At 34.1% G+C, this 12702-nt stretch carries 13 protein-coding genes; 12 read left to right on the top strand and 1 reads right to left on the bottom strand.

Annotation, left to right across the window (positions count from 1 at the left end; translation table 11 throughout):
* The first annotated feature begins 38 nt into the window (after positions 1–38).
* From NBE98_RS12210 to NBE98_RS12190, 5 genes are all read left to right on the top strand, one after another.
* Entirely contained in the window at positions 39–857 is an 819-nt protein-coding gene (locus NBE98_RS12210; protein ID WP_250815263.1) for an undecaprenyl-diphosphate phosphatase, read from the top strand.
* A gap of 153 nt (positions 858–1010) precedes the next feature.
* Entirely contained in the window at positions 1011–2303 is a 1293-nt protein-coding gene (locus NBE98_RS12205; RefSeq protein ID WP_250815262.1) for an NCS2 family permease, read from the top strand.
* Positions 2304–2484: 181 nt separating this feature from the next.
* On the top strand, positions 2485–3840 hold the full coding sequence (locus NBE98_RS12200) for a VanW family protein (RefSeq protein WP_250815261.1): 1356 nt from the start codon (positions 2485–2487) through the stop codon (positions 3838–3840).
* A gap of 99 nt (positions 3841–3939) precedes the next feature.
* The gene (locus NBE98_RS12195) at positions 3940–4491 is read left to right on the top strand and encodes an RNA polymerase sigma factor (protein ID WP_250815260.1); all 552 of its coding nucleotides are present in this window, start codon (positions 3940–3942) and stop codon (positions 4489–4491) included.
* Positions 4469–5230: a hypothetical protein gene (locus NBE98_RS12190; protein ID WP_250815259.1), complete on the top strand. Its 762-nt coding sequence runs from the start codon at positions 4469–4471 to the stop codon at positions 5228–5230. The genes NBE98_RS12195 and NBE98_RS12190 overlap by 23 nt, the downstream gene beginning before the upstream one ends.
* A 43-nt stretch (positions 5231–5273) precedes the next feature.
* Here NBE98_RS12190 and NBE98_RS12185 read toward each other — a convergent pair whose 3' ends face one another.
* Positions 5274–5813, bottom strand: a complete 540-nt coding sequence (locus NBE98_RS12185; RefSeq protein ID WP_250815258.1) for a TDE2712 family protein — start codon at positions 5811–5813, stop codon at positions 5274–5276.
* Positions 5814–5997: 184 nt separating this feature from the next.
* On the opposite strand from NBE98_RS12185, the gene NBE98_RS12180 reads away from it, so the two are divergent.
* From NBE98_RS12180 to NBE98_RS12150, 7 genes are all read left to right on the top strand, one after another.
* Positions 5998–6471 carry a hypothetical protein gene (locus NBE98_RS12180; RefSeq protein ID WP_250815257.1) on the top strand — a complete coding sequence of 158 codons (474 nt, stop codon included), beginning with the start codon at positions 5998–6000 and terminating at the stop codon, positions 6469–6471.
* A 145-nt stretch (positions 6472–6616) separates the two neighbouring features.
* Positions 6617–7447 (top strand): CAP domain-containing protein, encoded by an 831-nt coding sequence (locus NBE98_RS12175; protein ID WP_250815256.1) that lies wholly within the window; start codon positions 6617–6619, stop codon positions 7445–7447.
* A 112-nt stretch (positions 7448–7559) separates the two neighbouring features.
* Entirely contained in the window at positions 7560–8216 is a 657-nt protein-coding gene (locus NBE98_RS12170) for a pentapeptide repeat-containing protein (RefSeq protein ID WP_250815255.1), read from the top strand.
* 184 nt (positions 8217–8400) lie between these two features.
* A complete protein-coding gene (locus tag NBE98_RS12165) occupies positions 8401–8934 on the top strand; it encodes a sigma-70 family RNA polymerase sigma factor (RefSeq protein ID WP_250815254.1) in 534 nt (177 codons plus the stop codon).
* Positions 8918–10249: a hypothetical protein gene (locus NBE98_RS12160; protein WP_250815253.1), complete on the top strand. Its 1332-nt coding sequence runs from the start codon at positions 8918–8920 to the stop codon at positions 10247–10249. The genes NBE98_RS12165 and NBE98_RS12160 overlap by 17 nt, the downstream gene beginning before the upstream one ends.
* A 108-nt stretch (positions 10250–10357) precedes the next feature.
* Positions 10358–10651 (top strand): hypothetical protein, encoded by a 294-nt coding sequence (locus tag NBE98_RS12155; RefSeq protein ID WP_250815252.1) that lies wholly within the window; start codon positions 10358–10360, stop codon positions 10649–10651.
* A gap of 461 nt (positions 10652–11112) precedes the next feature.
* A complete protein-coding gene (locus NBE98_RS12150) occupies positions 11113–12672 on the top strand; it encodes an AbgT family transporter (RefSeq protein ID WP_284703637.1) in 1560 nt (519 codons plus the stop codon).
* Positions 12673–12702 lie beyond the last annotated feature (30 nt).

Below are 12702 nucleotides of genomic sequence, written 5' to 3'. Positions count from 1 at the left end.
TACATATACAGAAATAAGAATGCAGAGGGAGATAAATTATGAATTTTATTGAATTACTTAAGGCAATTATCCTTGGAATAGTACAGGGAATTACAGAATGGCTGCCTGTGAGCAGCACAGGGCATCTTATACTCGTAGAAGACTTTATAAAGTTTAGTCTTTCGGATATCTTTGTAAGTACCTTCTTTGTAGTTATACAATTTGGTTCTATACTTGCGGTAATAGTACTTTTCTTTAGGAAGCTTAACCCTTTCGATGCTGGAAAAACAGATATTCAAAAGCAGGAAACTATAAGTCTTTGGATAAAGATAATTGTTGCAACAGTTCCGGCGGGTATAGTTGGATTTCTATTTGATGATGCAATTGAAGCAGCTTTATATAATCCAACTACAGTGGCTGTGATGTTAATAGGTTACGGAATACTTTTTATAATAATAGAAAGTTGGCAGAAAAGGCCTAAAATCAACGACCTTATGCAGCTTAGCTATATGAAAGCGGTAAGTATAGGATTATTTCAAATGCTTGCCTTGATTCCGGGAACCTCAAGGTCAGGAGCAACCATAATAGGAGCAGTTTTGCTTGGAACCTCGAGGTATATTGCAGCAGAATTTTCATTTTTTATGGCTGTTCCAATAATGCTTGGAGCCAGCGGGTATAAGCTTTTAAAAGCAGGCTTAAGTTTTACAGGTTTTGAGTGGCTTGTATTATGTTCAGGCGCCTTAACAGCTTTTTTAGTTTCTATTTTTGCAATAAGATTTTTGATGGATTATATTAAAAAACATGATTTCAAGGTATTTGGATATTATAGAATAGTACTTGGAATATTAGTTTTAGGGTATTTTTATTTTATTAGATAACTATTATATGATAAAGCAGCGTGCATGGAAATATGCATGCTGCTTTTTTAGTGAATATTTACAAGGACAATGAGTTAAAATTATGGTAATATACTTATTGCGGCTTTATGCTGCGGGTGGGAGAGGGATGTTAGGATAAGAGAGGAAAGGAAGATGAAAAAATTTTTTAAGTTAAGTGACTACAATACTACGGTGAGAAAGGAGGTCATTGCTGGGCTAACTTCATTCTTTGCAATTGTATATATAATAGCTGTTAACGCAAGCATATTAAGCGATGCGGGAATTCCTGTAGAAGGAGAGATAATAGCTACGATTTTAGCAGCGTTTTCAGGGTGTCTTTTGGTAGCATTATTAGCTAATGCTCCAATAATACTAGCTCCAGGTATGGGCTTAAATGCGCTCTTTACTTATACTTTTGTAATGCACATGGGATTAACCTACAGACAGGCCTTTGCTGTAGTATTTGCATCGGGTATTTTATTTTCTTTAGTCGCTTTTACTAAGCTGTCCCACATACTTACTGTATCAATTCCACAATCCTTAAAGGAGTCAATAACAGTAGGAATAGGATTATTTATTGCTTTTATAGGGCTTCAAAAGGGTGGAATAGTCGCTCAAAGCACTACTACTTTTGTGACTCTAGGGCAGATTAATAAACCTTTTGTATATATAACAATAATTAATCTTATAATTACCTTATTTTTATTCTTGAAAAATATATCAGGAAATTTTCTTATAAGTATTATTATAGGAACGCTAACCTCCTGGGCAGCAGGGCTTGTAAGTCTTTCAGATGTAAGCTTAAGTTCGTTGAATTTTGGAGAGTATGGAAAGCTGTTTTTGCAGATGGATTTTTCTAAAATAGCCTCATCGCAATTTTGGATTGCTACTTTTTCATTAACTATGGTGCTTGTTTTTGAAAATATAGGACTTATTCATGGCCAAGTTAATACAATGCTGAATAACCCCCGAAAATTCACACCAGCACTTAGAGCTACATCTATATCAGCTATATTGTGCGGTGTTTTGGGAACTAGTCCAACAGTTGCTACAGCAGAAACTGCAGCTGGTATTACTGCGGGAGGAAAGACTGGTCTTACAGCTATGACTAATGCTGCGTTATTTTTACTGGCACTATTTTTAATACCTTTTATAAAGATAATTCCAGATAGTGCTATAGCACCAATACTCATAGTGCTAGGCGGTATAATGATAAGAAATGTTGTGCACGTTGATTTTCATGACTTTACAGAGTCGTTCCCAGCTTTTCTTACAATAGCAATGATACCTCTTACTTTTAGTATTGTGGATGGAATTGCTTTTGGATTTATAAGCTATCCTCTAGTTAAATTATTTAGTGGAAAGCATAAGGATGTTTCTATTCCTATGTATATAGTTGCCTGTATGTTTCTGTTGAATTTTATACTGCATGCAATAAATTTATAAAATGATAATTATTAGCGTGAAAATCTTAAATACGAAAGATTTTCACGCTTTTTTATAGAATAATTTTTAAACATTTGCATCAAAATCTCTAGTAGATGAAAACTTTTTTAAAGCTTTGAAGGTATATATTATATAAGGCTTTAACTTAATATATAAGGCATAAGGACGGGAGGGTATAGTTATGAAGAAAAATTTGATTATAGTCACTGCTATAATTACCACTTTAGGTTTGATTTCAGTACCAGTAGGCTATGCGAGAGCTACAGAACAAAATTGGAGCAAGGTTGTTTATCCAGGAGTTTATATAGAAGATCTAGAGGTTAGCGGCAAGCAGCTTTCAGAATTGGAAGAATTGATAAAAGAGAAGTATGTAAAACCTGTTCTGTCAAAGAAAATAGAGATTCAGGCTAATGATAAAAAATATGAAATTGATTATGAAAAGCTTCAGGCTAGATATGACGCTGAAGCTGTGGCTAAGGAGGCTTTCAATTACGGAAAGGAAGAAAACATAGTAAAAAGATACATGCTTATAAAATCTCCAGTAAAAAAAGAGTTTAAGCTAAGTTTCACTTATAATCCTGCACCAATTGATGAAATTATAGAAAAAATAGAAAAAGACCATAAAAAAGAGGCTGAGAATGCTAAGATTTCTGTAACAAAAGGCGATATTAAGATAACTCCAGAGAAAACTGGAATGAAGCTTGAAAAAGATAAGCTAAAGCAAGATATACTATCTCAAATAAATGAAGAACTGTCGCAAGAAGTTGTTAAGCTTAATGCTCCATTAGTGGTTGTAAAGCCTGAAATCACTTCTGAGAAGCTTTCTTCTATAAACAGCAAGATTTCTTCCTTTAGCACTAGTTTTTCTACCTCCTCGGCAGGAAGAATTAATAATATAGATTTATCTACAAAGTCTATAAATGGGACTCTTCTTATGCCAGGAGACACCTTTAGCTTCAATGAAGCTGTTGGTGAGAGAACAAGAGAAAGAGGCTATAAGGAAGCAGGAGTTATAATTGGAGACAAGATAGAATCAGGCCTTGGCGGAGGAATTTGCCAAGTCTCAAGTACCTTATACAATGCAATGCTCAAATCAAATATTAAGGCTGTAGAGAGAAGAAATCATTCACTTCCATTAGCCTATATAGGTAAAGGACTTGATGCTACAGTAGACTGGGGAAACATTGACCTTAAGTTTAAAAATACTTTAGATGTACCTGTTTATATAGAAGGCTACACTGAAAATAAGAATGTATATTTTAATATTTATTCAAATCAAGACTTAACAAAGAAGTCTTATGAGTTAGTAACTGAAGTGACTGATACCATTCAACCAACAGTTAAGTATATAGACGATCCTAAGCGTAATGAAGGCTATACTGAAGTTGTGAAAAAAGCATCTGCAGGATATAAGGTTAAAACTTATAGAAAAATCTTTGAAAATGGAAAGTTAATTAAAACTGAGCTTGTTTCAAGCGACTATTACAGAGCTGTGAATGGAGAAATTATTAGAGGTACTAAAAAAGTTTCCAAATAATATCGAAAGAATGAAAACCTTATTGTCAGCTTATGGGTATATATTATGTAAGCAATAAAAAATCCGGCCGGATTTATATTTTAGCAGGAGGATTCAACGTTGGACAGAGAATTACTACAAAGAATTAGAGAGGGTGACAACGAAGCTTTTGAGGAGCTTTATAACAAATATGCAGATTACGCTCTAAGGGTTGCCGCGGTAGTAACAAAAAACAAGATGAGCGCTGCAGATGCTGTTCAGGAAGCTTTCATAAGGGTTTATAAAAATATACAAGCTTTTGATTTAGATAAACCTTTTGAACCTTGGTTCTATAGAATTTTAATCAATGAATGCAACAGGGTACTTGGGAAAAATTCTAACCTAGTTCTTGTTGATGATTTTATTGAAAATAATATTCAAGGTTCCAGTGAGGATGCTTACAATTTCGAGGAATATGAAAGCTTGTATAAAGCAATAGAGAGTTTAGAGGATAACAATAAAATTCCTATAGTTCTTAAATACTTAAGAGGTTTTAAGGAAAGTGAGATTGCTGATATTCTTGGTATCAATATCAACACTATAAAGTCTAGATTATTTAAGGGAAGGCAAAAGCTGAGAACTATAATTGAAAGACTGGAGGAGAATAGGGGTGATGGATCATATGGAAGATAAAAAAGTTAGAGACGCTATTTTTGAAGGCACTGAAGAAGCAGCAGAATTAAAGAATATGGTATGGAACAATATCCAAAAGGAGCTAAACTTAGATGGGGGAAAAGTAAAAACAATGAAGAGAAGTGATAGAAGAAAGAAAAAAGGAGTACCTGCATTTGTTAAGTACGGCAGCGTTGCTGCAGCAGTAGCTTTAGTTGTAGGTTTTAATACAGACTATGGGCAGGCAGCCGTCGGCAAGATTAAGGAAATATTTGCGCCAAACAAAGTAATCAAGCAGGGAATTGAGGGGATGCCGACGCAGGATAATGTCACCCTAAAGGAAAGCGCAATGAAATATATCATTTATATTGATGAACAGATGTACACAATGCAGAATTTAGAAGGTAAAGATAAAATAGTTCCAAAGAACAAGGCAGCCAACTATCCAGAGGTATTTATGGAAATTCAGCAGATTAAGGATAAGAAGCCTTCTGCAGTAGCAGAAGATGTTGAAAAGGAGCTCAAGTCAAAGTTCAAAACTGTTGAGAACAAAGGTGCTGTAAAAGACCCTGTAAGCGGGATACTGCTTCGTGCTAAAAGCGGTACAAATTCAAAGGATACAGTAGTTCAGTATTATCTTGTTGATAATACAAAGGGAGGAACTTTTGTAATTAAGGAACAATATTTTATTGAAGCAGCAGAGGGGCATGGAGCAAGGTTTTACAATATGCTGAAGGAATTTAAGATAGTGAATGAGTAATATAAAAGGATTGCAGCACTTAATCAGGCTGCAATCCTTATTTTTAGTTATTTAATAGCTCTTCTAGCTTTTCTTTTATGTAAGCTCTTAGTTCCTTGTCACCTACAAAGGTGTTTTCATCAAAATCACTAGGTTTAACTCTAAAGAAATTGATTATAAGCTTATTGTCTTTGATAAGATACTCATCTAGGTGAAGTGGTGAGAAATAAACTTCAAGCTCGTTGTATTTTGAGTTAGGGAACTTAGAATTTAGTTCATCTATTAAGTAGTCTAAATTGAGTTTTTTAATAGGAGCAACCATTAGGTTAGTGTACTCAAGGTCTTCCATCATCCAAAGGTTATTGTTATAGAAACGGCCTTCTTCTCTGGAGCTTCTTGAAAAAATTTCTCTGTTTTTAAGCGCACTTAAAGCCCTACGAACAGACTCTTCTGTGAAGTTAGCGTCGTAAGCTAGAGTTAATCCCTGCATTGAAGTTAGATCGTAAATGAACATTTCAGAAACATTTTCTCTATCTTTTACTGCATTCCAAAAATACAACATTGCTTCTATAGTTTCTAAATTCAGCTTAATTGAAGTTATCATGATATATCCCTCCTGAATTTTTATATCTTCTGCCTAATATCGTTTACATGAATTATTATAGCACTCTTTTCAGTAGAAGTGAAATTACTTTAGCGAATTAAACAAAAGTTGTATTAATAGTATAAATTTAAAGCTTACACATATGTATTATATAGAAAAGTACTATTAGGTTAGGAGAAATAAAATGAAAAAATCTATACTTATTAGCGGTTTTTTATTGCTTGCAGGCTTAGTTTTATCAGGCTGCACTGTTTCAGATTTTCAAAAAACAGTATATAACGATGATGCAAAGATAGCTAAGAAGGCTGATAGCTATAACTTTAAAAGTAGAGTTGGAACTACTACAAGTCATAGATCAGAAATAAAGTTTGGAACTTTTTATGGTATGGATACTCTATGGTCTATAGATGCAAAAGAACAAACAGAGGTAACCGTAGATTATGATATAAAGATTGAAAAAGGAGATTTTAAGGTAGTGCTGATTGGACCTGATAACAAGGTTATAACTATTGTAGATGGAGGAAAGACAGGTAAGCAGGGAATTAAGGTTCAAAAAGGAAACAGCAGAATAAAAATTGTGGGAAGAGATGCTAAGGGTAATATCAAAATAGATATAACTGGTGATAAAAATTTAAAGATAAAAAAGCTAAATAACTAGAATTGCTTAAAAGACGCTGAAATAGGTGTCTTTTTTATATGAGGAAATACCTGCATGTCTGGGTACGTACTTAAATTCAAAGATATGGACGTATATAAGAAGTAAAGGACTGCTTGAATAAATATGAAGTTGGAGGAATTTGAATATGATAAAGAAACTAGTTATAGTTTTGCTTTCAGCAGCTATATTGTCAGGCTGTACTCAAGCTAAAACAGCAAACAGCAGTGCCATACCTAACAATGAGATACCTGGTTTAGTGGACAACCTTATTAAGGAACAGGCAGGTACAAAGCAGTCTGCTGAAGATGAAGCCAAGATAAAAGCAGAACAGGAAGCAAAGCTTAAGGCTGAACAAGAGGCAAAAGAAAAAGAAGAGGAACAATCCAAGGCAAAGGCTAAAGCTGAAGAAGCTAAAGCACGACAAGCAGCTAAGGCTGAGATAAAGCCGTCTGCATCTACTGCTTCTAAGCCATCTCCTGAGAAAGTTGTACCAAAACCAGCGCAGCAAGCCTCAACACAAAATAGTACAAGCTCTTCTGCATTAAAGCATCCAGTAGAATATAAAGCTAGTATTGAAGAAGAAATATTAGTGCTTGTAAATCAAGAAAGAGCAAAAGCAGGAGTTAAGCCTTTGGTTATGAATGAAACTTTAAGAAGCATGGCAAGATACAAATCTAATGATATGCTTCAGCATGATTACTTTGAGCACACCTCACCCAATATAGGAGGGTTAAGTAGTTTAGCTAAGAATTTTAACTACAGATATACTACTATTGGGGAAAATATTTGGATGGCTAAAGCCTCAAGTGTCGATTACTTAAGACAGAATGCTACTGCTGTAAAGATAATGAATGGATGGATGAATTCACCTGGGCATAAAGCAAATATTTTAGATCCTGCCTTTGGTAGGATAGGTGTGGGAGTAACCTTATCAACTGATGGATTAAGTCACGCAACTCAGGAGTTTTCAAATTAGATATATATATAATGCATTAGAGCTTTTGCATTATATATAAATGCCAAAATCTAGACCAATATGTATGGTATAATTATAGAAATAAATATTTAATCAGATATAGAGGTTTAAGATGGCAGATAACAAAAGTATTAGTAAAATATTAAAACCAAAGCTTTCAAAGGATTTAGACTTGATGGACATTTCGAGAGATAACCTGGAGGATTATGCTTCAATTTCATACGCACTAGTTAAGGATGGTTTTATAGAAGACCACGAAGCTAAAAAGGTATCCTTTAAGGAAGTATTGTTTAAGAATACAGTTTTCCTGAATGTTTCTTTAGAAGCCTGTGAGCTTACAGATGTGAGATTTGAAAACTGTGATTTATCCAACCTTGATTTAAGAGAAAGCTCGCTGCACAGAGTGGAATTTGTAAATTGCAAGCTTATTGGTTTAAACTTAACAGAAACAACTTTAAGAAATATTGTTTTTGAAGACTGTAATGGACGATATGCGCTATTTAGATTTGCTGATTGCAAGCAGGTGTCCTTCAAAGGATGTCAACTTGGGGCTTCAGACTTTCAAGAAAGTCAGCTTTCAAAAGTTGAGTTTATCAGCACAGATTTAACTGAGTGCCAAATGTATGGAGTTAAGCTTGAAGGAATTGACTTAAGCAGCTGTGGAATAGACGGCTTGGCAGCAAGGGTTGAAAATGTTAGAGGGGCCATTGTATCAACGGCTCAGGCTATTTCGCTTACAAGTCTTCTTGGACTTGTAATTAAGGAATAGAACTAAATAAGGTTATTAAAATATGCTGGACAATTTGTTCAGCATATTTTTTTCTAGTAAAGTTATATTTATATGTTTTTATATTTATCTATAAAATAGTTGCTAATGTGTGGGAGAAATCTATAATTTAACTTGTAGTAATAAGTGAAAGAGATTATTGAGGTTTGACTGGGGGAAGAAAATTGTGAAATTAAACATTGAAAAGCTCATGGACTTGTACATGGGTTCGGTGTATGGGCTTGCCAAGAGCATTTTAATAAACACGGGTACTGAGCAGGATATTGAGGAATGTGTACAGGATGTTTTTATTGAAGCTTGGAACAACATAGATAAGTTTGATGAGAGCAGAGGAAGCTTAAAGACTTGGATATTAATACTTTGCAAATACAAGGCTTTAAATAAAAAGAAAGCATTGATAAAGAAAAATAATATTATTGATATTGAAGCTTTACAGCTTTCATCAAAGGAAGATATTGAAGAAAATATTTTGCTTAAGGAAAGAAAGGATGAAGTTATTGAAGTAATAAAATCTTTCAATCCAATAGATAAAGAAATATTTTTAAGAAGATACTTCATGGAGCAGAGTATTGAATACATTTGCGGATATATGAAGCTAAGCAGACAGGCTGTGGATAATAGGCTTTGGAGAGGAAGAAAGAGGCTGAGAGAAATAATAGAGATTGAGGGAAGGAGGCATATAAATGAACAGCGAGGATAAGGAAATATTTGATCTTATGGTAAGTCTTTCAGAAGAGGAAAGCAGGAGACTTCTTGAAGATGTAGATTTTGGTGAAGAAGAATTGAGCTGTGATCAAAGAAACAGAATTAAAAATAATGTTTTAAGGGAATTAGAGAAAACTCCAGCAAAGACAAGGCGCGAACTAAAAAAGAGCTTAATAGCAGCTTCGGCTTTAGCGCTGATAATATTTACTGGCTTCACACCTCCAGGAAAAAAGGCTGTGGCTGAAATTATAAAAAGGCTTTATTTTATTCCAGGAGTAGGTAGTGTTCAGGAAAGCAAGGGAAGAGAGCTTTATGTGCTTTCTAAACCAATAAGAGCGAGCTTTAACGGCGGAGAAATAGTTGTAAAATCAGTTGTTAAAGACAGAAGCTCCTTATCACTAGAACTTGAAGGTGACAAATATATTGAAGCTGAAGCTTTTGCAAGTATTTTTATCACAGCTGAAAATGGTAATAGCTACAATAAGCAAACTTATTCCCTTGGCAGCGGTGGAAGTATATGGACCGGAAATCTAGGCTTCAGTAACGTGCCTGAAGATATGAGAAGCTTTTATATTATACTTCCTGATAAAAGCAGTATCCACGTAGCTTTAAGACTTGGTGAAAGCTTTGGGAATTATTCAGAAATGGGACCTACAGATATTAAGAATAACCTAGGAATAACTTTAGTACCCTCTAAGCAGGAAGATAAAATGAAATTTAATCTAATAGAGCATCCTTCAGCAAACAGAAAGATAGCAGAATACGGTCAGCAGGTAGATCTTGATAACTATGGAAAGTACGATATTTCTCTAAAGGATGACCTTGGAAGGCAATATGAGTTGGATTATCCTAAGCAGTTTTCTTCGCCTTTGTCAGAGTTCTATTTTGTTCCTAAGGAGGATGCAAAAAACTATATAGTTGAAATACCTGAAGTAAGCTTAACCTATAAAATTGATAAGAGTATTAAATTTCAAATACCAAAGGAAGGGGAACTTGAATTAAATAAGTATTATGATATAAGCGGATATACCTTTACAATAAAGAAGGCAGTGAGAACAGGAAACAATATAAGAATTTATGTGGATACAAATTATGATAATGCGAAAGTTGAGAACCTAAGCGAACTTAAAATTATCGCTATAAATTCTGAAAGAAGCATGGGCTACAGTTGGAATGTTAAACGTGACAATAGAACTGTTGAATATTATGAATTTGACTTTAAGGGAAATTCTAAAAACATTGATTTAAGAATTTCAGAATTCAAAACAATCTTGAATGGTCCTTGGAAATTTCAGTTTCCTGCCAAATAGAATAAGCTTCTTACAATAATTGTAATGCATAATAATATCTAAATTTAGAAAGATAATATTAGATTTATATTGTAGGAACTATATTATTTATTTTAGGAGGACTTATAAATGATTCAATGGAGAGGACTATTTACTGAAGATGAAGCAAAGCTATTAGTTGAGATTGTAAATTCACAATTGATTAAAAATGACAAGCATAATAATAGGGGCAATCTAAAGATAGCTGTTAATGAATATCTTGGAAGCACTCCAGCTAGAGATACTATAATAAATAAGCTTGAAAGTCTCAACCAGGAGCAGTGCAATGAGATTATAAATGCCTGCATAGGACTTGGAAGACAAGAAAATATAAACGAACTTACAAATATATTTAACCCTCAAGAATCAACCTTTCAAAAATAAGGATTATAACGCTGGCGGATATTTTTCTGCCAGCGTTATTTTTTTATCATAGACTTAAGAGTAATTATATAAAATCAGAATTTAATTATTAATACAAACAGTAAATTGAGGTAATTGTTTAGACAAATTTTACGAGTTATATACTGAAAGAAAATAGCGTTCAAATATCAAAAATGAATTTTTTGATATCCAATTATTCAATAAATTTGATGGGTAATAAATAGCATATAATTGAAAATTGAAGGATTAAGCATCAAATAAAGTCAAATTTGACGAATGTAAACGGTATTTAAAGAAATATTACAACTTTCATAGCATATAAAGATATGAATGAAAAATCAATAAAATGAATAATTTAATTCGCAATTATTCAAATATATATTGACACTGAAAAAAGGACATGCTAATATAAACTTACGAAATTTTAAAATTATTTTAACACTATTAAAAGGGGGACAAAAATGATTAATAAGGTTCAAAAGCAGAAGACCGAAAAAAAAGGCCTATTTGCCAGATTCTTAGATGTTGTTGAAAAAGTAGGAAATAAAATGCCTCATCCAGTAACAATCTTCTTAATACTTTGTGCGGCAATAGTTATTATTTCTCACATATTAGCAACAGCAGGAGTTTCAGTAACCTATACGGGGTTTGATTCAAAAACACAAAAGATGGGAGAAATAACAGTAAAGGCAATAAGTCTTTTAACTCCAGACGGTGTAAGATATATGTTCACTGATGCAGTTAAAAACTTTACAGGCTTTGCACCTCTTGGAACAGTTTTAGTTGCGCTTTTAGGCGTTGGGGTTGCAGAAGGAACAGGACTTATATCAGCTTTAATAAGAAAATTAGTATTAGGTACTCCTAAGAGACTTATAACAGCAGTAGTTGTATTTGCAGGTGTTATGTCAAATATTGCTTCAGACGCAGGCTATGTTGTTTTAATACCTCTTGGTGCGGTAATATTTTTAGGTTTTAAGAGACACCCTCTCGCTGGTGTCGCAGCAGCTTTTGCTGGCGTATCAGGTGGCTTCAGTGCTAATCTTTTCCCAGGACCCACAGATGCTCTTCTTGGTGGAATCACAACAGAAGCAGCTAAGATGCTTGATCCAAAATATTCTGTAGGGGCTACTGATAACTGGTACTTCCTTGCAGTATCAACTGTGTTAATTACTATACTTGGAACTTATGTAGTTGAGAAAATAGTTGAACCAAGACTTGGGGAGTATAAGGGAAATGCTTCGGTTACACTTGAAAAATTAACTGATTCCGAAAAGAAGGGTCTAAAATATGCTTTAATAGGTTTTATACTAACGGCTGCAGCTATGGTAGCGTTAGTAGCTCCATATAACGGATTGTTAAGAGATCCTAAAACACATAAGGTTCTAGAATCCCCATTCATGACTTCAATAGTTGTGGTTATAGCTTTAGCTTTCTTAATACCAGGAATCTTCTATGGCATTGGGTCAGGAACTGCTAAGACCGATAAGGCAATTGTTGCTCAAGCTTCTAAAGCTATGGCTTCAATGGGCAGCTATATAGTACTTGTTTTCGTAGCAGCTCAGTTTGTTGCTTACTTTAACTATTCAAAGCTTGGCACTATACTTGCGGTATCAGGTGCAGACTTTTTAAAGGGAGCAGGCATAAAGGGTATCCCGCTAATGATAGGGTTTGTAATAGTAACAGCACTTATCAACCTATTTATGGCTTCAGCTTCTGCTAAGTGGGCAATTATGGCTCCAATATTTGTTCCTATGCTTATGCAGATGGGCTTTGCACCAGAATTTACTCAGGTTGCCTTCAGAATAGGTGATTCTACAACAAATATAATAACGCCATTAATGTCATACTTTGCTATGATAGTAGCACTATCAGAGAAATATGATAAGGATGCTGGTATTGGAACACTTATATCTACAATGGTTCCATTCTCAATAGTATTCCTTGTAGGATGGACAATACTTCTAGTAGTATGGTATGTATTAGGTCTCCCAATAGGACCAGGTGCAGGAATATTCATGTAGTTATAAAAAGGTACCTAGCTAGGTACCTTT

It is taken from the genome of Clostridium swellfunianum (assembly GCF_023656515.1).
GTDB lineage: Bacteria > Bacillota > Clostridia > Clostridiales > Clostridiaceae > Clostridium_AT > Clostridium_AT swellfunianum.
Note: the sequence above shows the minus strand (reverse complement) of the source record. Positions and strands in the feature narration are given on the sequence as shown.

Coding starts and splice junctions, on each gene's coding strand:
- NBE98_RS12155 (WP_250815252.1), top strand. CDS start 10,358: ATGATTCAATGGAGAGGACTATTTACTGAAGATGAAGCAAAGCTATTA.
- NBE98_RS12185 (WP_250815258.1), bottom strand. CDS start 5,813: ATGATAACTTCAATTAAGCTGAATTTAGAAACTATAGAAGCAATGTTG.
- NBE98_RS12205 (WP_250815262.1), top strand. CDS start 1,011: ATGAAAAAATTTTTTAAGTTAAGTGACTACAATACTACGGTGAGAAAG.
- NBE98_RS12180 (WP_250815257.1), top strand. CDS start 5,998: ATGAAAAAATCTATACTTATTAGCGGTTTTTTATTGCTTGCAGGCTTA.
- NBE98_RS12170 (WP_250815255.1), top strand. CDS start 7,560: ATGGCAGATAACAAAAGTATTAGTAAAATATTAAAACCAAAGCTTTCA.
- NBE98_RS12175 (WP_250815256.1), top strand. CDS start 6,617: ATGATAAAGAAACTAGTTATAGTTTTGCTTTCAGCAGCTATATTGTCA.
- NBE98_RS12200 (WP_250815261.1), top strand. CDS start 2,485: ATGAAGAAAAATTTGATTATAGTCACTGCTATAATTACCACTTTAGGT.
- NBE98_RS12210 (WP_250815263.1), top strand. CDS start 39: ATGAATTTTATTGAATTACTTAAGGCAATTATCCTTGGAATAGTACAG.
- NBE98_RS12160 (WP_250815253.1), top strand. CDS start 8,918: ATGAACAGCGAGGATAAGGAAATATTTGATCTTATGGTAAGTCTTTCA.
- NBE98_RS12150 (WP_284703637.1), top strand. CDS start 11,113: ATGATTAATAAGGTTCAAAAGCAGAAGACCGAAAAAAAAGGCCTATTT.